This is a genomic window from Nocardia exalbida NBRC 100660, from assembly GCF_000308575.1.
GTDB classification, from domain to species: Bacteria; Actinomycetota; Actinomycetes; order Mycobacteriales; family Mycobacteriaceae; genus Nocardia; species Nocardia exalbida.
The window spans coordinates 1-19,930 of record NZ_BAFZ01000062.1; the positions used below are offsets into that span (position 1 = coordinate 1).

The window sequence follows — 19,930 nt, forward strand, 5'->3', positions numbered from 1 at the left end:
AGCCACAGTCCCGACCAGCCGGCCGAGGACCGCTGCGCGGCGGTTGCCACCGCGGCGGCGAACATGACGGCCAGGACGAGCACCGCGGACCATAGCTGTGCCAGTGCCGCGGCCAGCACCAGCGCGACGATTCCGAGTTGTGCCGCGCCGCGTATCGCAGCGCGCGGAGCCACCGCCGCCGGTCCCAATCGCGCCACCCGATACCACGCGGCTGTCAGGGCCACCATGACCACGCACAGCACCGCCAGTTCGACGCCGGGCTCTACGGTCGCGTACACCAGCGCCCCTTCCTCGTGTCTCCGCGGCCTGCCGGGCATTCGTTGCCGTGCACCGGCGTGCGTGGGACGCCGACCGGCTTGGGCGATATGCGCAGCGGGTGGTGGGTACGCGGTGCCGTCAGCGGGTGTCGGCGGCGGTGACTGGTTGTGGTGTGGTGGTTGTCGAGGTCTTCCGGGTGTGACTGTAGGTGATTCCGGCGATGAGGATGGCCAACAGCGCGGCGGTGGCGCCCCAGGTGTCGAAGCCGAGTCCGCTTTTATCGTCGGGTTTGGACATGCGCGTCCCACACATTCCGCAGTATCTGCGTTTTGCTCAACGCCATGCCTTTGTGCCGTAACAGGAATTCCAGCAGACCGATTCTCTGGCAGTCAGCGATATCCCCGCGTCACCCTCGGCGCACGACGCGGCGGGCGGGATCGAGCACGAGATCACCCGCGGTCAGCGCTACGGCCGGCCGGGACCTACCCCCGACACCTCGCGCTGTATCCATCCGCCGCCGCCCCATGACTCTGTCGGCTGTTTGCGTTGAGCGACGGTCGGCACCCCACGCCGGTGCACGGCGTGGGGAACCGGTACCCGAACTCTGGATCGTCGCGATGAGCGTCGAACAGTGCATTGCCCCGCTACGCCTCCGCGACCTCACTCACGGTGACCGGCATGGCCAGCCACCGGTAGAACGGTTGGCGAGCGAACACCCGGCACGTCACCCCGACGCGAATCCCGTCGTCGGCGAGCTCCTTCACGAGCGGGTGAGCCTTTTCCCGCAGATGAGCTTGCGACAGATACACCGCCGCTCGGCGCAGGACCTCGTTCTCCTGCTCGAGCAGTTCGGTTGCGGCGCCGCAGTTCCCGCAACTCAGCAGACTCGGCACTGGTCGATCCGGGCTTGTTGCCCTCGTCGATGTCGGCTTGACGCATCCACGGTGAGGTGTCCGGCGGCGAGCGCCAACGCACCCAGATCGCACGAGCACTCGCCCAGCGACCGCACGAACTGCTACTGGACGAACCGACCAACCACCTCGACATCCGCCACCAACTCGACATCCTCGCCCTGGTCACGGCCCTCCCGATCACCAGCTACATCGCGTTGCACGACCTCAACCTCGCCGCGATGTTCTGCGACCGGCTACTGATCCTCGCCGAGGGCCGCATCGTCGCGATGGGATCACCCAGCGAGGTGATCACCACCGACCTGGTCGAACAGGTGTATCGCGTGCGGGCACAGATCACCACCGACCCCGAGCACGGCTACCCGGTCGTGTCGTTTCAACCCAACCTGCCCGACAAGCCGAGCAGATCGGACTTCACGCTCGAAGCGCCGTGATCCGCGAATCACTCACTTCTCCGCCGACGCCGACGCTGCAACCGTCAGGAACGGCGGGACCCGCTCCGAAGGGTCCGCGTTCCGGCTCTTCAAGCAGGTCGGTCAGGACGATTACACCGCATCCGACGACGCGCCAGGGCATGCGACTGGCTTCGTGCGCTACCGCATCACCGACGAAACGATTTACCAACTCTTGCACTGGATCGGCGTTACCCATGCCTCCGAGCCGAGTCAGCTCCGAGGCTTCGGTTCTCGCGGGACGGTAATCGCGGCCCTCGGGGAACTCGACTGCCGGAGTGGACGACAATCTGCACGTGGAGTGCGAAGTTTGCCGGACAGCACTGTCGGCTCGGATCGACGGTGAGCGCGAAGCCGTCCCCTCGGCGCGGGTGGATGAGCACCTGGAGCAGTGCAGAGAGTGCTGTTCCTGGTACCTCACGGCCGTGGAGATTTCGAAGCTCGTGCGCGGGAGCAGATCGCATGCACCCGACCTCACCGACGCGATCTTCGCCGCAGCCGAACTGCAACGGCCTAGGCGATCGATCTCCTCGACTTTGCGCGCAATCGTGCCGAACTCGCGGGCTGAGCTGGTGAGACTGCTGCTCGGCGCACTCGGTGTCGTGCAGCTCGGCCTCGCACTGGCCCAAATGGCAGGCCTCGACTTCGGGATGAGCCACCACGGTGCCGAAATGACTCGCCACCTCCTCAACGAGAGCACCGCCTGGAACCTGGCCATCGGGGTCGGACTGCTCGCCAGCGCGATACGTCCCTCGGCAGCCGCGGGAATGCTGCCCGTGCTCGCCGCAGTCGTGGCCGTACTCAGCGCCTTCGTTGTCGCCGACCTGCATTCCGGCGTGGTGCCGCTGCCGCGCGTCGTGTCGCACGGCGTATTGGTCGTCGCGCTCGCACTCGTCACCATCGTCCACCGCACGCGACGACCTGACACCTCTCCTCCGGTCGGCGACCGCGCACCCGCCGAACTCGTCCTGCCCACCGGCGCCCGACTGGGCAAACGCGCAGATCATCTCCGCTCGACCCAAGATCCTGCCGCTTAAAAAGAGGGACTCGCATGACCATCGAGCTGAACGCGACAACCCACGCGCCCAACCGGCTCTCTCTCGCGGTCACCGGAATGAGCTGCGCCGCATGCGCGAACCGAGTCGAACGCAGGCTGAACAAAGTCGACGGCGTCACCGCATCGGTGAACTACGCGACCGGAGTCGCCACAATCGATGCCGCCGGCGATGTCACCGCCGAAGACCTTTGCGCAGAAGTCGACGCCGCGGGATACAGCGCGATACCGATCACCGACCACGCCGAGGCGATCAGTGCCACCCCCGAGGACGCCGAGGTCAAGGACCTCCTACGCCGCTTGGTGGTCGCCCTGATGGCGTTCTTCCCGCTCGCCGACCTGTCGGTGATGTTCGCGACTCTGCCGTCCACCAGAATTCCCGGCTGGCAGTTCGTCCTCACCGCGCTGGCGCTGCCGGTAGTGCTGTGGTCGGCCGCGCCGTTCCACCGCCGCGCGTTCGCGGGCGCGAAAGTCGGCGCCGCGAGCATGGACACCCTGGTCTCGGTCGGCGTACTCACCGCCACGCTGTGGTCGCTGGACACGATGTATCTGCACCCATCCCGGACCGGAACCGCGCAGGAAGGCGTGTGGGCCGCGATCTGGGCCAGCGACGCCATCTATCTCGAAGTCGCGGCGGGCGTCACCGCGTTCGTACTCGCGGGGCGATACTTCGAGGCGAAGGCGAAGCGCTCGGCGGGCAGCGCATTGCGGGCACTGGCCGCACTCGGCGCCCGCGAGGTCACTGTGCTGACCCGCGACGACCGCGAGATGCGCATCCCGATCAGCGAACTCGTGGAAGGGCAGCGATTCGTGGTACGGCCAGGTGAGACGATCGCCACTGATGGACTGGTCGTGTCGGGCGAATCCAGCATCGACGCCTCGGCCATGACCGGCGAATCCCTTCCGGTCGACATCACGGTGGGTATGGCGGTGATCGGCGGCACCGCCGCGCTGACCGGGCGGCTGATCGTCGAGGCCGCCGCGGTCGGTGCCGACACCAAACTCTCGGGCATGATCCGGCTCGTCGAGCAGGCCCAGACCGGCAAGGCGCGCATGCAGCGCGTGGCCGACCGTGTGTCATCGGTCTTCGTGCCATGCGTATTTCTGCTCGCAGGCTCGACCTTCGGCGCGTGGTGGATGACCGGGAGCGGAGGCGAGCATGCGGCCGCGGCAGCGCTGGCGGTATTGGTCGTCGCCTGTCCGTGCGCGCTGGGCCTGGCCATACCCACCGCGCTGCTGGTGGCATCCGGCCGTGGTGCACAGCTGGGCATCTTCATCAAGGGTCATCAAGCGCTGGAAGCGACTCGCGACGTCGACACCGTGGTACTCGATAAAACCGGCACCCTCACCCACGGGGTGATGAGCGTCGTCGCCGTAACCGTCGAGGGCACGCGCACCGACGGCGAGGTGCTGCGTTTGGCCGGGGCCGTGGAATCGGCCTCCGAACATGCGGTCGCGGCCGCGATCACCCGGCATGCACGACAAATGCACGACACCCTGCCTATGGTCGAATCGTTCGAGGCACTACCGGGACTGGGTGCACGCGGCACCGTCGAAGGTGCGCAAGTGCACGTGGGTAGGCTCCGTCTCTTTCACCAACAGCGCATCGAGGTGCCCCAGGCCTTACTGCGGGAGCTTCGCCGTCAGGAACGAGTCGGCCGCACTGTGGTTCTGGTCGGGGTGGACCGGGTCGCCGTCGCGCTCGTCGCGGTGGCCGACACCGTGAAAGACAGCGCGGCCCCTGCTGTCGCCCGACTGCATCGACTCGGTCTGCGCGTGTTCATGTTCACCGGCGACAACGCGTATGCCGCGCAGTCCGTCGCCGACGAGATCGGCATCGACGAGGTGGTGGCCGAGCTACTGCCCGAAGGCAAGGTCGAGCTGATCGCGCAGATGCAGGAGCGCGGACATCGAGTCGCCATGATCGGCGACGGCATCAATGACGGCGCGGCGCTGGCCACCGCCGACCTCGGCATGGCGATCGGCGCGGGCACCGATGTCGCGATCACCGCCGCCGACGTCATCCTGGTGCGCGAAGATCTCGCCGCGGCCACCGACGCGATCGAGCTGGCGCACGCGACTTTGCGCACCATCAAAGGGAACTTGGTGTGGGCCTTCGGCTACAACATCGTCGCCATCCCGGTGGCCGCGCTGGGTTTACTGAACCCCCTGATCGCGGGAGCGGCGATGGCCTTTTCGTCGTTCTTCGTCGTCTCCAACAGCCTGCGCCTGCGCCGAGCACGTCTGGGCGGTTGATCGGGTGGGCATCGTTGTCAAACGGCTCGGGCAAGATCACCTACGGCTGCGGGCCAGCTGCTCCAGCATCGCGTTGTAGGCGGCGAGGTCGGAATCGCCGTACTCGTCGTCCTTGCGGTCGGTGCGCACCGCGGTGCGCCGATCCTGGGCCGCCCACTGCGTCAGCAACGCGCCGACCACCAGCAGAATCGGGACCTCACCGGACACCCAGGCGATGCCACCTCCGACGTGCTGATCCGCCAGCAGATCGATCGCCCACGGCAACTGAAGATTGCCGTAGAACCGCTGGCCCACAACTGAATTCATCGACATGATCGCGATGCCGAAGAACGCGTGGAACGGCATCACCGCGAACAGCATCCCCAGCCGTCCCAGATGAGGCAGCCTGCGCGGACCCGGATCGATGCCGATGATGCCCCAGTAGAACAGGTACCCGACGATCAGAAAGTGGACGTTCATCAGGACGTGGCCCCAGTGGTAGCGGATCAGGTTTTCGAACAGCGTCGTGAAATACAGCCCGTACAACGAGACGACGAACAGCGCGATCGCCGTGCCGGGGTAAGCCAGGACAGCGGTCGGCTTGGCATGCAACAGTGCCAGCACCCACTCGCGCGGCCCGTGCACCGCGCCCCGCGCCGCCGACGGCAGAGCCCGGAGCAACAGCGTCACCGGCGCGCCGAGCACAAGAAGCACCGGGACGAACATGTTCAAAGCCATATGCGTGATCATGTGCATGCTGAACATCGCGAGACCGTAGGTACCGATGCCCGAGGACGTGGCGATCAGTAGCGCCATACAACCACCCATCCATGACAGAGTGCGCCATCGCGACCAGCGGTCCCCACGACGACGCAGACGCCACACGCCGAGGACATACGCCACAACCGCGACCAACGCCGCCGTCGCGAGCACGAAATCGAAACGCCACGATGCCAGCAGCCGCCACAAGGTGGGCCGATCCGTCAGTTCGAAACCGAGGAATACCTCCTGCGCGGTGAACGACCGGTCGGCGAACGCGGGCGCCGGTTGCACCGCCATCGCCACCAGTACACTCAGTACCACCGCGGAAAGTGCTGCGCTCCAATTGAATACGATTCCTTCATCCGGCACCCGATTGCAGTAGGAGCGCCACAGCGTCCACCCCGCCGCGACGAGCGCCGCTGCCGCGAACAGAGCCAACCTGCCGTATCCGGTCGTGAGCACACACGACCACGGCAATAACACCCGCACGAGCACCAGCCCGCTGACCACTGCGGTCACCGTGCACAGCATCCCGATGACCACGGCGCGCCGAGCTGCGACCGCCGTGTCCGGGCCGCCGCGCCGCAGCTGCGCGGCCACACACCAGAACAACCCCGGCCCCACCGACACCGCGACCTGGAAGAGGATCATCGCGCCCGTGCCGTAATCGTGGTTCGGCCCTTCACCCGCGTTGCCGACCAACGCGGGCGGCAGCACGCCCACAGCCGCCACCAACGTCAGCCAGACCACGCCGATCCAGGACATCGTCAACCGTGCACCGAGACTCACCACAGCGGCCAGCACCGCGACGGCAACCCATGCCTTGGGTTTCTCGCTCGCATCCAGTAACGCCCCGAGCGCGCCCGCGCGCACCAGACCCGACAGACTCAACCCACCGACATCCGCTGCTGTGACCGGTATCAATACCAGCGCCGAGACGAACCAGACCAGGGCGGCACGCTCGGCTAGCCGCAAGCCCGCATAGCCGTCGACCAGAATCCGCCCCTGTGCGGAGACCCGCGTACAGCACACCGCGTAGACCAGAGAACCGAGCGCCACGGCGCCCGCGAGCGCGGCCACCGTCCGCAACAGCGCGTAGCCCAACGCGGACGCAAGCCCGGGATACGTCGTGCCGGCCGCGCGGTAAGGAACCTCACCCATCGCCAGCACGGCACCGGTGACGAGCGTCAGCGACATCACCACCGCGACGATCCGAATGCGACGGACATCTCCGCGATTCACGTCCACCGTTGGATCCACCCGACCTCCGACCAGAAAGTACTGCCCTCCAGGGGAAACAGCTCGCGCATAGTGGTCGGATCGCACGGACGAAAAGTTCCCGACATCAGCGAACCGGACGCCGCCGCGCCGACGACGCGGTGCGACCGGCCGTCCCCAGTCCGCCAGCTGACGGAACCGAACCCGCACGCCGCGCGACTATCTGACCTCAGGGCCGCTGATGGGCGGCGCGGCATGGTCTGGGAGGACGGCAGTGCAGACACACCCCGCGGTAGGACGGGACCGGCTGACGACAGCCTCGGTGACCGGCGTACTGACAGCAGCCATGGCCTTCTCCATGCTGCAATTGTTCGTCCTGGGCGCGCTGGGCCCGCGCCTCGTTCCGGATCTCGGGATCTCCACCACCGCATTGGGGTTGACGACCACCATGGGCTTCGGAACAGCCGCGCTGCTGTCGCCGCTGGCCGGTAGCGCGGTGGACCTGCTCGGTCCACGACGATGCCTGATCGCGCTGCTGCTCACCGTCACAGTGGCCCTCAGTGTCATCGCCGCCGCACCGGCCTACGGCGTCCTCCTCGCCGCGGTGGCCCTGGGCGGCGTGCCGCAGGCACTGGCCAACCCCGCGACGAACAAAGCGATCCTGGCGGCGATCCCGCCGGCCGATCGCGCAGGGGTGACCGGCGCCAAACAGTCCGGTGTCCAACTCGGCGCCATCGCCGCTGGATTGCCGCTCACCGCGCTGGCCGCTTCGGCGGGCTGGCGTACTGCGGTGTGGACGGCGGCGGGTTTCGCGCTGCTGGTAGCGCTGTGGGTGTGGCGTACCCTGCCCGCCGACCCGCCGCGACAGCATCACGGCACGTCCAGCTCGGGCATCGGTGACAAGCCGGAACCACGCGGGAACGACGGCGTCGTGTACTGGCTGGCCGTGTATTCCCTGTTTCTGGGAGCCGCCATGGCATCGATCAACACCTACTTGGCACTGTTCGGCGAACGACGGCTCGGCCTCGGCGCTGCGGCGGCGGGGACCCTCGTGGCCGTGCTCGGGGTTGCGGGCATCGCAGGCCGCATCGGCTGGGCTCGTGTGGCGGGGAACCCGCGCGCGGCCGTCGTCCTGCCCGCCGGATTGGCGTTCGGATCCGGCATCGCGGCGCTGCTGCTGGCCGCCTCCGCACTGATGACCGGGGTGGTGTGGATCGCGGTGATTGCCGTCGGCATCTTCGGCATGGCGGGCAACGCGGTGTCCATGGTGCTGGTGCTCCAGCGCTCGGCCCCTGGACGAGCCGGACGCAACTCGGCATTGGTCTCGGCCGGGTTCTTCGCCGGATTCGCGGTAGGCCCACCGCTTTTCGGCACCGTGGTGCCCTCGATCGGATACAGCAACAGCTGGTTGATCGTCGCGGCGGAATTCGCTGTCGCGGCGGCAGTCGCGGCGTTGTGGGCAGTGCGAGATCGTGAGGCCCGCGTCGAGGAGCGGGCGTGAGGACTATGCGCGACACGCGCTGCTATGAGTTCACGACACTTGCGCCTTCACAGCAGTTTTCATCACGTACAGCTCAAACAGCTGCATACGACGGAATGGGGCGGGGGCACAACACGGTGACGGATTGGGCGTGCGAGGCATTCGATGCCCTCATGAACCGCGTATCGAGCACACACGCCGCTGTGGGCACCCGGTTTCCGCTCTACGCCGGTATTTCCGGCGAATGGACCACCACCTCCCGTGGATCCTGGACCGGCGGCTTCTGGGCAGGCCTGCTGTGGCTGCGTGCATCAGCTAGCGGTCGGCACGAGCATCGCAACGCCGCCGCAGAAGCGACACAACGCCTGGCCGACTGGGTGACATCGGACACCTCCACCCGCGGGTTGATCCTCTGGTACGGAACGGCCCTGGCAGCCGGGCGCGGTGAAGACGCCCGCGCCTCAGCGCTCCGCGAGAGTGCCGCACGCCAGTGCCGTTCGGACTTCGATCACAATCTCCGTGTACTGCCATGGGGTTCAGCGTTCGGTGGCCCACGCCTCCTCGCTCGAGTGGACGGAATTCCCGGCCTGGTACCACTTCTGGCCACAGACAAAGACCCCCGCAGCCCGGATATCGCCCGTGAACATCTCTCAACACACCTGCACCTCTGGCGGACAACACCGATCGGTACCCCAGCATGGGCCTGGTCGGATGGCACATGGCTACCCTCGCCGCAACCGCAGCGAGGATGGAGCCGAGGCAGGGCCTGGCTCCTGCTCGCCCTGGCCGACGCCTGCCGGTACCTGTCCCCGGAATTCCTCGTCGATGCCTGCACACTCCTCGACGCCGACCAACCACTGGTACCCACCGCCGAAAACCATCCTGACGCGCCACCAGACACCTCGGCCGCCGCGATCGAGGCGGTAGCGCTGCTGAAACTTGCTGCAGCGCAAACGAGTACGGCACAATCCTCGGCGATGCGGCTGAGAGCCACCGAGATCACGCGACGGCTTGCCACGGACTTCCTGAACGGTCCCGGCACCCAGCAACCCGGGGGCAGGCTGGGTGGCGGATGCTACGACTTCGGCCGCGGGCTTGCCACCAACCACGAGCTGATCTGGGGCAATTTCTTCTTCGCCGCGGCTCTGGCCATGCAGACCGGGTTGATCGCTCCTTTCGACACCTGACGCGGCCTCAGCGCAACACCGACCTGGCCACGGAGGTGATATGCAGTTCGTCCGGACCATCCAGCAAGCGCGCCATCCGCCCCATTCGCAGCAGTCCCGGCAGCGCGGTATCCGGTCCCAGCCCGGCAGCCCCGTACACCTGGATCGCGGAATCAGCCACTTGTTGCAGCGTCCGCGCCGCGGCCACCTTCGCCAAACCGGATTCCACGCGAGCGTCATGACCTGCGTCGAGGAGCGCGGCCGCCTTGTGCACCAGCGGCCGGGTGCTCCGGATGGCCAGCAGTGACTCGAAAACATGCTGCTGCACCAGCTGGCGTTCGGCCAGCGTTCCCGATGACTGACCGCGCGTGCGAGCTCGCTCGCACATCAGGTCATAGGCCCGCTGCGCCTGGCCGAGCCAGCACAGGCAGCGCAACGTCCGGCCGAGCTGCAACCGCTGCCGCGCGATCGGCAACGCACGTCCCCGCTCGCCGATGAGATGGTCTTTCGGCAGCCGCACTCCGTCCAGGGCGATCTCCCACTGCCCACCCACTCCGAGGACCGGCAGCTCACGCACGAGCCGGAAGCCCGGAGCGTCCGTCGGCACCAGCAGCAACGACAACCCGTCCCGGTCCGGCGCCCGCCCGTCGGTGCGAGCCAGCACAGTGATCACATCGGCGTCCTGGGCGCCGCTGACGAACCATTTGCGACCGGACAGGACCCACGAACCGTCCGGAGCCTCCGCCGCTCGGGTGGCCGTCAACGTCGGATCGGTGCCTGGTGTGTCGGGTTCGGTCATCGCGTACGCCGCATGCAGTTCCCCGGAAACCAGTCGCTTCAGGTACGTCTCCCGAACGCGGTCACCGGCATGACGCTGCAACATCCGCACATCCAACAGCGAGGCCGAGCCGAGCACCGCAGGCCCATGGTCACTGGCGCCTTCGGCCTCGGCCAAGCACACGTACTCGGCGAACGAAAGACCCTGACCACCATGCTCCCTCGGCAGCGGCAACGCCCACAGCCCTTCCGCCCGCGCGGCGTCGGCCAACTGCGAACGGGCTGCCGCAGCAGCGGGGCCACCTGCGTCCAGCAGGATCTCTTGTGGCATCACTCGTTCTGCCACAAAGGCTTCCACACGCTCACGCAGCGACGTGCCGTCGACCCCGGCGGCGGACATACGGGTCTCGGATGCGTACGGGTCCATGCTTCTCCTCGTCTGCTGGGAACTCGACGTCCCCGCGCTGCGACTGCTGTTGTCCGCGGGAGTGGTCGGCGGCGATCGCCACCGAGTTCCCGCGGCGGTCACTCTGTTCGAGAAGGAGAGCCATGACACTCGGCGCAACGCGGACCTCCGACAACCAACTGACGGCGAAACCACTGCAGGGGGTGCAGGTCGAGACCGGCGGACCGCCGGGTCCGGTCTCGATCGCGGCGCAGCACCTGCGGTTGCTGGGCGCCGAACCTTGCGCGGCCGACTGTGACGCGCTGACTCTCACCGACCTCGACGGCGCGACAGTCGAAACCCGCCTGTCCTGGGGCAGGCCGGACAGCGAGGTATGCGATGAGGCGACCGCGCAGGCCGCCGCAGGACTGATGCTCGTGCACGGACGTCGCGACGGCTCACCCCGTGGACTGGCCGTGGACTACGTCTCGACCGCCTCCGGTGTGCTCGCCGTCCAAGGCCTGTTGGCCGCGCTCATCGGCCGCGCGAGGGGTACCTCGGTCACCTCGGCGGAAGTCTCGCTCGATCGCGTGGCGCTGCTGACCGTCTCGCAGTACCTCGCCGCCGCGTGCGCCGAGGACGACGAAGCCAGCCCACTGGCGCCCGGCGGGCCACCGTTCACCACTGCCGACGGCGTTCGATTCGAACTCGAAGCACTGGACGTCGCGGTGTGGGCCGAATTCTGGCAGGCCATGCGAGCGCCGATGCAGGCGGCACGAAAAGGCTGGCGGCCCTTCCAGTTCCGCTATGCCACGGCCTGCGCTCCGATTCCCGACGAGCTTCATCACACCACGCTGGGGGCCACGTGGACACAGGTACAGGCGGCCGCGGCCGAATCCGGTGCCGACGTCTGCCGATTACACACCCTGGTCGAACGCTCGGCGGAACTGCACAACGGCGGAGAATCGACGCTGCCCTGGGAACTGTCCCCGCATCCGAAACCCTCCGCGACGGTACCGGCACGCGGCCGATGTAGCGATGAGCGTCCTCTGGCAGGGTTCACTGTGCTCGAGGCAGGGCGTCGAGTCCAGGCCCCACTCGCCGCGCACCTGCTGGGGCTGCTCGGCGCGACCGTCGTGCGAATCGAGCCGCCAGGCGGTGACCCGCTGCGTGGCATGCCACCGACCTGCTCGGACATCTCCGCACGCTGGCTGGCCCTCAACCGGGGCAAGGACTCCGTCGAAATCGACATCAAGTCCCCCTCCGACCGCCGGCAGTTGCTCGAACTGGCAGCCGACGCCGACGTCTTCCTGCACAATTGGGCACCCGGCAAAGCCGAGCAACTCGGACTCGACGCCGACACGCTATCGGCCGCCAACCCGAGCCTGATCTACGCCTACACCAGCGGCTGGGCAGGACGGCTCCCCGGCGCCCCCATGGGCACCGACTTCATGGTGCAAGCCCGCACCGCAGTGGGAGAGGCGGCCCGCCCAGCCGACGAACCACCGACACCGTCACTGATGACCCTGCTGGACGTCCTCGGCGGCATGCTGGGCACCGAAGCGATTCTGGCCGGACTGCTCACCCGCGAACGCACCGGCCGCGGCGTGCGCGTGGAATCCTCACTCCTGGCCGCCGCGCAACTGCTGACCGCGCCGGCTCTACGTCGGGCGCATGACGGTCTTCCCCTACGTCACCCCGCCGGGTTCCGCCGCCCGTTGCCGACCGCTGACGGGCTCCTCGCACCCGCTGACGAGCACGCCGTCGCGGCGGCCGACACCGCGGCACAGGTGCGTGCGCTGTCCACCGACGACGCCTGGGCGATGCTCAGGGACCGAGGCATCATCACCACCCCAGTGACCACCGATCTGACGACCCTGCCCACCGATTCCCGGTTCGCGGGCGCCATGACCCGCGACGAACACGGCGCCGTCGCCGTGTCGTCGCCTTGGAGGTTCCGATGAGCGTCGCATTACACGATTTAGTCCCCCGCAAGCTACGCAGAACCTGGGCGACCGACGGCAGCTACCCCGACCTCGACCTGTATTCGCTATTCCGGGCACGCCGCTGCCAGCACCCGCACCGAACCGCATTGGTCGACAACGAAGGCGAGGTGAGCTACGCGGAAGTGGACGCTCTGGCGCGGCAGCTGGCCGCCGGTCTGGCCGCCCGAGGTGTACGAGCCGGCGATGTCGTCGGCATCCAGCTGCCGAATTGCCGCGCCGCTGTGATCGCAGACCTCGCTTTGGCCGCACTGGGCGCGGTAGCACTGCCGTTCCCCGCCGGCCGCGGCATGAGCGAGGCCGAGTCGCTGCTGCGGCGATCGGAAGCCGTCGGTGTCCTGGCCGCCGCCCAGTTCCGTGGACACCACCACGCCGCAGATCTCGCGCAGTTGCTCGGCCAATTGCCGACATTGCGTTTCGTCGTCGCCGTCGGTACCGACTTCGCGCCGGAAAGCTGTGTGCCTTTCGTGGAGTTGTTCCCTGGCGACTACGACGATTTCGTCCCGGATCGCCCCGATCCGGACGCGGCCGCTCGCATCCTGGTGTCCTCCGGGTCGGAGTCGGAACCGAAAATGGTCGCCTACTCCCACAACGCGCTGGCAGGCGGCCGCGGCAACTTCATGGCATCGCTGTTGACCGACGACCGACCGCCCCGCAGCCTGTTTCTCGTACCGCTCGCCACGGCCTTCGGCAGCAACGGCACGGCTGTGACGCTGGCCCGCCACGGCGGCGCGCTGATTCTGCTGGACCACTTCTCGCCGGTGGAAGCGTTGGCGTCGATCCAACAGCATCGTCCCACGCACGTGCTCGGCGTCCCCACCATGATCCGAATGATGCTCGACAACGGCGCAGTCGAGACCGACACCTCCGCACTGACGGCACTGGTGCTCGGTGGTTCGCAACTCGACGCCACGACCGCCCGGGAGGCACAACAAGCATTCGGATGCACGGTGGTGAACCTCTACGGGTCGGCCGACGGCGTCAACTGTCACACGGATATCGACGAAATCGATTCCGGCGACGAAAGTTCGGGAGTCCTGGTCGGGCGACCCGACCCGCGGGTGGCGCAGATCCGCATCGACCGGGTCGACACCGGCCGGACCGCGGCGCCAGGCGAAACCGGAGAAATAGTCGCCCGGGGCCCCATGACGCCGCTGTGCTACGTCGCGGACCCGCGATTGGACTCGCGATATCGCACGAGCGACGGCTGGGTACGCACCGGTGACCTCGGCGTCCTGGACCCCGCAGGCCGCCTGCACGTGGTCGGGCGGCTCAAGGAGATCGTCATCCGCGGTGGCGCGAACATCAGCCCCGCCGAGGTCGAACGCATGCTGGCCACGCATCCCGATGTCCGCGATGTGGCGTGCATCGGCGTCCCCCACGACGTGCTCGGTGAGCGACTCGCGGCCTGTGTCGTGCCGCGGCCGGGCAGCGTGCTCGACCTGGAAGGACTGTGTGCTCATCTGGCGGCCAACGGCATGGAGCGCGGCAAACACCCCGAATCGCTCCTGCTGCTCGATGCCCTGCCGTTGACCCCTGCGGGCAAACCCGACCGCGCGGCTCTGCAAACAAGGTTCACCACCGTCAGGCACTGAACACTGCGGGGCAGCCGTTTCCACGGCTGCCCCGCCTTACGATCCGCCGAGTCAGGACCCGGAGAGCGCCTTCTTCAACGCGGTTGCCGCACCCCGATAGACGGACAGAAGATCCTGGCCCTGCTCGGGATAGTTCACGATCGATACCTGTTCGACGCCCGAGTCCGGCAGCACGACGCCGGTTGACATGTGCGCGTTGTCGAGAACGAACTGCGGCTTCTTCGCACTCAACTCCGCCAGCTGACCGGGCGTGACGGGTTCAGGACCATAGGAGCCCACAATCTGCGCACCGGCCAGCTCGGCCGCCCACGTCGAAAACACCTGGGCGATGACCGTCGGCTGCTTACCACCCGGCCATGCCGAGCGGACGTCCCCGCTGAGCTTGTCGAACTCGGTGCTGAACGTCGCGGTCCACGCCTGCGCCGCCGCGGTGGTGCCGAAGCGCTCGCCCAGCGCCTGCACTTGGGCTTTCACCTTGGCCGCGGAGTTGTCCAGATCGACTTCGATCAATTCGGCCTTCGATCCCGCGGCTTCCTTGATCTTGGCCGCGAACGGCTCGAACGGTGCGTAGAGCACGAAGTCCGCTTCCGCCACCGCGGTCAGATCCGACGGTTTGGGGTCGTAGTCCGGAGCATGGTGGACCGATGGCGGCACGATGACTTTAACGTCCTCGGCGCCTGCGGCTTCGGCGAACGCAGCCTCCCAGGTGGTGGTCGCCACGACCACCGGGTGGGTGTGGCCGCGGTGGTCGTGCTGCTCGCTTTCGGAGCTGGCACACCCGCTCAGCAGCACGGTCGCCGCGACCACGCTTGTCGTCAGGCATATACCGGCGATCAATGGTCGAAAGCGCGCCATGAGAGTGTTCTCCGTTCAGGAATCAGATGGGCCGCGAAGGCGACTGCCCCCGCGGTGAGGACCAGCACCGGCCCAGGAGGAAGATCGAAGGCCAGCGCCAGCACGAATCCCACGGAATTCACCGCAACGCCGATACCGACAGCCCAGACGATGATCGAAATCAGTGAGCGGCCCAACCGCCGCGCGGCCAGCGCCGGGAGCAAGGTGAGCGCATCCACGAGCAGCGCACCGGTCAGCCGGATCGCCCCGGCCACCGCAACCGCGATCAGCACCAGCAGAATCAGCGTGAGCCGCCCCACCGCCACACCGGAAACCAACGCCAGCTCGCGATCATGCAGCAGCAGCGCCAAATCACGTCTTCGCCACCAGAACAGCGCAGGCACCACCACCGCCAGCGCCGCCAACACGACGACGTCCTGAACCCGGACCGCGAGAATCGAACCCCACAGCAGCGAAAACGCAGCCGAGGCATTCACTCCCGCCACCGCGAGCACCAGCAGCGCTGCCGCGACGGCCAGACTCATCAGCAAACCCATTGCACCGGAAAGTTTTTCCGGCGTGCGCGCCAGCGGACTGATCCCCGCCCCAGCAACGGCACACGCGAGCAGACCGCACAACGCCGGATCCCATCCGGTCAGCATGCCGACCGCAGCACCCAGCAGCGCTACGTGCATCATCGCGAACCGGACCGGGATGATATCCAGCCCCACGATGGCCACACCGACCACCGGCAGCCCGATCGAGCCCACCAACAGCGCCACACCGGCCCGCTGCACCGATCCCATTCCGAGCAGATCGAATACCTGCGCAGGCCCGTTCACGACAACTCCCGCAGTCGGCCCGCGGCCATCTCCAGCACTCGGTCGCAACGCCGCGCCATGGCGCGGTCATGGGTGACCACGACGAGGGTTACAGGCAGCTCCGTCAGGACGTCGGCGGCCTCCTCCTGTCCCGCGAAATCCAATGCAGCCGTGGGTTCGTCGGCCAGAACGACGCTCGCACCAGCTGCCACGCACCCCGCCGCTCGGGCTAGGTGCATACGCTGCAGCTGCCCACCCGAGAGCGTGTCGAGTGGTCGGCCGAGCAGCTCGCCCACACCCAGCCGTGTCGCCATCGCCTGCGCCTGACGGACGTCTCCGCTACTGGCCAAGAGCTCACCGGCCAGCAGCGGGAATCGGCCCGCGGCGGGCCGCTGGGGAATCCACCCGCACACCCGCCGCCGCCACGCATAGTCCGCCGATGTGCGGCCGCCACGGCCTCCGACGGAGATATCGCCGCGCACAGCCGCATGCAGGCCGATCACCGCGCGCAGTAGCGTCGTCTTGCCGGAGCCGTTGGTACCGGTCAATGCCACCCGTTGACCGGCAGATATGTCGAGGTCGACATCCCTGACCACGTCGACACGTCCGTGCCGGCACGACACCCCCCGCAAGCGCAGGTCTAGCCCTGCCATCACCCCACCTCCTTACCGGCCGTCACCCGCACGCCGACCGGTGTGCCCGGAAGTAGTCGCACCACCACGCCCATCGGTTCCGCGACATAATCGCCGTCGGCGGACCCGTCGCTTCCGCGCACCACCGAGACGAGGGTTTCGCGGGCACGCGCCACCCGAGAACGAATCGTGCCGACCGGACAACCCACCGTCTGCGCCGCCTCGGCGTAGGACATGCCCAAGACCTGGGTCAAGACGAACGCCTCGCGCCGCTCTTGGGGCAGACTGCACAGCAGGTCGTTCAGCGCCACCTCCTCGGCGAAATCCGGTGTACGCCGATCAGGCCGCTGCTCGAGAACCTGCGACCATTCCGGCACCTGCGTCGTCTTCGGACGAGCGGCGACACTGCGGAACCGGTCCACCACCACGCGGCGAGCGATCGACAGCAGCCAGGTTCGTGCGGTCGAATTCCCGGCGAACCGCGGCAGACTGCCCATGGCCCGCAAGAACGTCTCCTGGGTCAGGTCGTCAGCGGATTGGACATCGGTCAGGTGCGCGACGAAACGCCACACATCGCGCTGCGTCGATCGGATGAACTGCTCCAAAGCCTTTCGGTTGCCGGCACCGGCCGACAACGCCAGCGCGGTCAGGAGTTCGTCGGACATCCGCGGCCTCCACATCGACGCATCCGGCACACGAGAAAGCGCCCAGCGCTCAGAGCCGATCGAGGAGAAGGACCGTCGCCGCGGCAGGCAGCCGACAGCAGAAAAAGAGACAACATTCGCACGATTTCTTTTCGCGACACCACCATGCGGTGGTGCGGAGAGACCGGCAGCCGGACGCGCACAGTGCGCACACCGGCGTAGAGGACCGACTGCCGCTGGACGGGAAGCCGGGCGTGCGCACCGGCGTCGCGGCAGACCCTCACGGCTTGCTCACGCGCATAGATGACACGAGCGGCTACGTTCGCCCCCGGAATACCGGCAGCGCTGAATCGCGGCGATCGACGATCGACCGGGCAGCACTGCCTCCACCGGCAGCACAAGGCGTGGCTGCCTCCGATGGCGAACTCTCAGAACCGAACCGCGCCCACTGGAGGCCCACGCCGCGCCATGACGTGACGCAACACGCCTTCGCGCAACGTCTCGATGCGATGGTCGACTTCCACCACGGTTCGGGGCTCGCTGTCGACCGACGGATGCACCAGAACGAGAAGCAGAGGCGCCAGAATCCGTGTATACAGCGTCGCCAGTAGCGCGAAGAAGGCGACTTCCCCGCGCCACAGCCACACCGCGCACACCAGCGCGGCCGCCGCGTGCGCAGCGAACATGCCCGCATCACTGTGTGGATCAATGGTTTGGGAAGCGGCGTGAGCGGCCGACATCGACGATATGCCGAACCACATGTGCAAGACCGCCTGCATCACCGCAAGCCCACCGCCGATGGCGAAGAAGCCACGCTGACGATCGGCCAGCGCCCACGCCATCGAACCCGTCGCGGCAAATGCCACGATGAAAGCCGACAGCGACACGCTGTGCCCCGCCGAGGCCCCATGCCCCAGCGCCGACAACCACACCGCGATCCCCGCGAACACGATGGAACGGGCAGCCCGCGCGTTCTGGGGCGCGGGCACAGTGTTCATAACGCCGTCCATCATGACACTCGTATGCCGACACTGTCCCGCGGGGTTTCGATCACGGCCTCGCCGCAGGCTGCAAAACCGACGAACTGATCATCAAGCGGCCGAGCATGATCAGGACCTGCGACGAGCCACTCCCATACCGAGCGCCGCAAGCAGGCCCAGAGCGCCCAGAGCGATACCGATACCGCCGAGCCAGCGCGCGGTCGTATCGCTCGATGAACTAGAACTGGACGCCGCCGACTGGATGTCACCATGGTTGTCGACGCCACCGGACTGCTTGGCGGCCAACGTCAGCGAAGGAGCTGGACGCTCCGGCTCGGATCCATCACCGTCCGCGTTCTGGTCCCAGCGTACGACTTGACCATCCGCGTAGGTCTGCACCGCGGGGATCGTCACCGTCTCCGTGTCCGGCAACCCGTTCGCCAGCACGGAGAACTGCCCGAACTGACTCGGCCCGATGCCACCCCCGGCATCAGCCGTCCAGGTGATGTCGGTGACGTTCCGCGCAGCGTCTTTCCGCACTACCGCTTTCCATCCCGGCGCAGCTTCGGTATCCGCCGCCGTCACCCCCGGAATCTGCACCGCAACCTCGACCGTGGGGCTGCCAGTGCCCGATTCGTTCGGCACCCGGAAAACCAGGACCCCCGACCCGCCCCGAGACGCGTCAGGCCCAGAGACAGTGATGTGCGCAAGCGCGGGAGCGGCCGCCACAGTCGCCACGAAGGCCGCGGCAGCGCCTGCCGACGCGGCACGCACCAACCAAGAACTGTTCATCGTCGAGACCTCTCCTCACGGTGAGAAAACGAACGCAACAGATGCTCGCCGACGACGATATGCCACTACCGCGGCAGAACCGCGCATCTCCGGTCGCAGTCGTGGCGAAGACGGCGCACCGCGAGCTCGGCGTCGTGGAGGGTCCGGCACCCGACCACGACTTCCGGACCTACCGATTGCTCAGTGGGTGTCGTTCCAGAACTGGATACCGGCTGCGATCAACGCCGGGACGCCGACGATGACGGTGCCCGCGACCGCGCCCATGCCTGCCAGTGCGGCGCCGGTGATGAGGCAACCGCCGATCGCCGCCGGAACCGCGAGCAGACCGATCGACACCACACCCCCGGTCGCTCCACCGACGATGCCGCCGGCGACGCAGCCGATGCCGCCGCCGATCGCACTGCCCAGCAGGCTCCCGACAGTCGCCGCAGCCATCATCGACATGCTGAAGTTGCCAAGGGCCGCGTTGTAGTTCGGATGAGACAGTGCATCGATCTCCTGAGCTGTCGCTGCGCTGACCGGGCGCGCGTCGGCGGGATCGGTGCTCGGGGTCAACGTGACCATATCGCCGTCGAGCTGCGCGGCGATCGGCATCGCACTGCCGCCGTGGACGTAGGTCAGCGGAAGAGTCGCGACGGACGTTCCGCTCCGATCGATGAACTGCAGATGGTCATCGCTGATGGCGAGCGCCCCGGCATCCATCGTGAGCACAACCGAGCGGTCGACCACGTTGGCCTGGAAATGGACATCCGGAGTCTCCTGCGTGGGATCCGCCGTCGCGGTTCCCGCCGAGATACACAAAGCCGAGATAGCCATGGCGGCCACCGCAGCGCCCTTACGAAACATCACTGTCGTCTCAACTCTCGATTTCGTTGTGGCAGCGTGGGTACGCAGCCGACAAAAGGTCGGAGAAGTTGTCGAACCAGTTCCT

The 19,930-nt window shown here is 67.4% G+C and carries 17 protein-coding genes and 3 pseudogenes; 8 read left to right on the forward strand and 12 right to left on the reverse strand.

The window, feature by feature from the left end; all coding sequences use genetic code 11:
• From ON29_RS15205 to ON29_RS35840, 3 genes are all read right to left on the reverse strand, one after another.
• Positions 1 to 281, reverse strand: a 281-nt coding sequence (locus tag ON29_RS15205; RefSeq protein ID WP_040866994.1) for an ABC transporter permease, incomplete at its 3' end; no start/stop codon positions are given.
• 115 nt (positions 282 to 396) lie between these two features.
• The gene (locus tag ON29_RS35835; RefSeq protein ID WP_157172787.1) at positions 397 to 555 is read right to left on the reverse strand and encodes a hypothetical protein; all 159 of its coding nucleotides are present in this window, start codon (positions 553 to 555) and stop codon (positions 397 to 399) included.
• Positions 556 to 902: 347 nt separating this feature from the next.
• The gene (locus ON29_RS35840; RefSeq protein WP_051175232.1) at positions 903 to 1,151 is read right to left on the reverse strand and encodes a hypothetical protein; all 249 of its coding nucleotides are present in this window, start codon (positions 1,149 to 1,151) and stop codon (positions 903 to 905) included.
• A gap of 56 nt (positions 1,152 to 1,207) precedes the next feature.
• Here ON29_RS35840 and ON29_RS15215 point away from each other — a divergent pair.
• The 4 genes and pseudogenes from ON29_RS15215 to ON29_RS15225 all read left to right on the forward strand — a co-directional run.
• Positions 1,208 to 1,603 (forward strand): annotated as a pseudogene (locus tag ON29_RS15215) (ABC transporter ATP-binding protein); the annotation flags it as partial.
• Between the two features lie 314 nt (positions 1,604 to 1,917).
• A pseudogene (locus ON29_RS37765) lies at positions 1,918 to 2,013 on the forward strand (zf-HC2 domain-containing protein); the annotation flags it as partial.
• Between the two features lie 33 nt (positions 2,014 to 2,046).
• A complete protein-coding gene (locus ON29_RS15220) occupies positions 2,047 to 2,658 on the forward strand; it encodes a hypothetical protein (RefSeq protein ID WP_245548968.1) in 612 nt (203 codons plus the stop codon).
• Positions 2,659 to 2,672: 14 nt separating this feature from the next.
• A complete protein-coding gene (locus tag ON29_RS15225; protein WP_040866995.1) occupies positions 2,673 to 4,931 on the forward strand; it encodes a heavy metal translocating P-type ATPase in 2,259 nt (752 codons plus the stop codon).
• A 36-nt stretch (positions 4,932 to 4,967) separates the two neighbouring features.
• Here the strand turns inward: ON29_RS15225 and ON29_RS15230 are convergent, their stop codons facing one another.
• Positions 4,968 to 6,920, reverse strand: coding sequence for a cytochrome c oxidase assembly protein (locus ON29_RS15230; RefSeq protein ID WP_051175235.1), 1,953 nt, complete (start codon positions 6,918 to 6,920; stop codon positions 4,968 to 4,970).
• A gap of 244 nt (positions 6,921 to 7,164) precedes the next feature.
• On the opposite strand from ON29_RS15230, the gene ON29_RS15235 reads away from it, so the two are divergent.
• Both ON29_RS15235 and ON29_RS15240 read left to right on the forward strand, forming a co-directional pair.
• Positions 7,165 to 8,391: an MFS transporter gene (locus tag ON29_RS15235; RefSeq protein WP_217999175.1), complete on the forward strand. Its 1,227-nt coding sequence runs from the start codon at positions 7,165 to 7,167 to the stop codon at positions 8,389 to 8,391.
• Between the two features lie 5 nt (positions 8,392 to 8,396).
• Positions 8,397 to 9,557, forward strand: coding sequence for a hypothetical protein (locus ON29_RS15240; RefSeq protein WP_217999176.1), 1,161 nt, complete (start codon positions 8,397 to 8,399; stop codon positions 9,555 to 9,557).
• A gap of 7 nt (positions 9,558 to 9,564) precedes the next feature.
• Here the strand turns inward: ON29_RS15240 and ON29_RS15245 are convergent, their stop codons facing one another.
• On the reverse strand, positions 9,565 to 10,740 hold the full coding sequence (locus tag ON29_RS15245; RefSeq protein WP_051175236.1) for an acyl-CoA dehydrogenase family protein: 1,176 nt from the start codon (positions 10,738 to 10,740) through the stop codon (positions 9,565 to 9,567).
• Between the two features lie 122 nt (positions 10,741 to 10,862).
• On the opposite strand from ON29_RS15245, the gene ON29_RS15250 reads away from it, so the two are divergent.
• Positions 10,863 to 12,662 carry a CoA transferase gene (locus tag ON29_RS15250; RefSeq protein WP_040866945.1) on the forward strand — a complete coding sequence of 600 codons (1,800 nt, stop codon included), beginning with the start codon at positions 10,863 to 10,865 and terminating at the stop codon, positions 12,660 to 12,662.
• On the forward strand, positions 12,659 to 14,296 hold the full coding sequence (locus ON29_RS15255; RefSeq protein WP_040866946.1) for a class I adenylate-forming enzyme family protein: 1,638 nt from the start codon (positions 12,659 to 12,661) through the stop codon (positions 14,294 to 14,296). Before ON29_RS15250 ends, ON29_RS15255 begins: the two co-directional genes overlap by 4 nt.
• A 51-nt stretch (positions 14,297 to 14,347) precedes the next feature.
• On the opposite strand, the gene ON29_RS15260 is transcribed toward ON29_RS15255, so the two are convergent.
• The 7 genes and pseudogenes from ON29_RS15260 to ON29_RS15290 all read right to left on the reverse strand — a co-directional run bounded on the left by ON29_RS15260 (position 14,348) and on the right by ON29_RS15290 (position 19,815).
• Positions 14,348 to 15,103 (reverse strand): metal ABC transporter solute-binding protein, Zn/Mn family, encoded by a 756-nt coding sequence (locus ON29_RS15260; RefSeq protein ID WP_217999177.1) that lies wholly within the window; start codon positions 15,101 to 15,103, stop codon positions 14,348 to 14,350.
• Positions 15,104 to 15,129: 26 nt separating this feature from the next.
• Positions 15,130 to 15,972 carry a metal ABC transporter permease gene (locus ON29_RS15265; protein ID WP_040866948.1) on the reverse strand — a complete coding sequence of 281 codons (843 nt, stop codon included), beginning with the start codon at positions 15,970 to 15,972 and terminating at the stop codon, positions 15,130 to 15,132.
• Entirely contained in the window at positions 15,969 to 16,604 is a 636-nt protein-coding gene (locus ON29_RS15270) for an ABC transporter ATP-binding protein (RefSeq protein WP_040866998.1), read from the reverse strand. The genes ON29_RS15265 and ON29_RS15270 overlap by 4 nt, the downstream gene beginning before the upstream one ends.
• A 98-nt stretch (positions 16,605 to 16,702) precedes the next feature.
• Positions 16,703 to 17,263: pseudogene (gene sigC / locus ON29_RS15275) on the reverse strand (RNA polymerase sigma factor SigC); the annotation flags it as partial.
• A gap of 392 nt (positions 17,264 to 17,655) precedes the next feature.
• The gene (locus ON29_RS15280; protein WP_157172788.1) at positions 17,656 to 18,225 is read right to left on the reverse strand and encodes a hypothetical protein; all 570 of its coding nucleotides are present in this window, start codon (positions 18,223 to 18,225) and stop codon (positions 17,656 to 17,658) included.
• 111 nt (positions 18,226 to 18,336) lie between these two features.
• The gene (locus tag ON29_RS15285) at positions 18,337 to 18,999 is read right to left on the reverse strand and encodes a YcnI family copper-binding membrane protein (protein WP_040866949.1); all 663 of its coding nucleotides are present in this window, start codon (positions 18,997 to 18,999) and stop codon (positions 18,337 to 18,339) included.
• A gap of 180 nt (positions 19,000 to 19,179) precedes the next feature.
• Positions 19,180 to 19,815 (reverse strand): DUF8020 domain-containing protein, encoded by a 636-nt coding sequence (locus ON29_RS15290; RefSeq protein ID WP_083863533.1) that lies wholly within the window; start codon positions 19,813 to 19,815, stop codon positions 19,180 to 19,182.
• Positions 19,816 to 19,930 lie beyond the last annotated feature (115 nt).

Bases quoted from the DNA above. Each gene is read 5' to 3' on its own strand.
- ON29_RS35835 (WP_157172787.1), bottom strand. From the start codon at position 555: ATGTCCAAACCCGACGATAAAAGCGGACTCGGCTTCGACACCTGGGGC.
- ON29_RS15225 (WP_040866995.1), top strand. From the start codon at position 2,673: ATGACCATCGAGCTGAACGCGACAACCCACGCGCCCAACCGGCTCTCT.
- ON29_RS15240 (WP_217999176.1), top strand. From the start codon at position 8,397: ATGCGCGACACGCGCTGCTATGAGTTCACGACACTTGCGCCTTCACAG.
- ON29_RS15245 (WP_051175236.1), bottom strand. From the start codon at position 10,740: ATGGACCCGTACGCATCCGAGACCCGTATGTCCGCCGCCGGGGTCGAC.
- ON29_RS15250 (WP_040866945.1), top strand. From the start codon at position 10,863: ATGACACTCGGCGCAACGCGGACCTCCGACAACCAACTGACGGCGAAA.
- ON29_RS15255 (WP_040866946.1), top strand. From the start codon at position 12,659: ATGAGCGTCGCATTACACGATTTAGTCCCCCGCAAGCTACGCAGAACC.
- ON29_RS15270 (WP_040866998.1), bottom strand. From the start codon at position 16,604: ATGGCAGGGCTAGACCTGCGCTTGCGGGGGGTGTCGTGCCGGCACGGA.
- ON29_RS15280 (WP_157172788.1), bottom strand. From the start codon at position 18,225: ATGAACACTGTGCCCGCGCCCCAGAACGCGCGGGCTGCCCGTTCCATC.
- ON29_RS15285 (WP_040866949.1), bottom strand. From the start codon at position 18,999: ATGAACAGTTCTTGGTTGGTGCGTGCCGCGTCGGCAGGCGCTGCCGCG.
- ON29_RS15290 (WP_083863533.1), bottom strand. From the start codon at position 19,815: ATGGCTATCTCGGCTTTGTGTATCTCGGCGGGAACCGCGACGGCGGAT.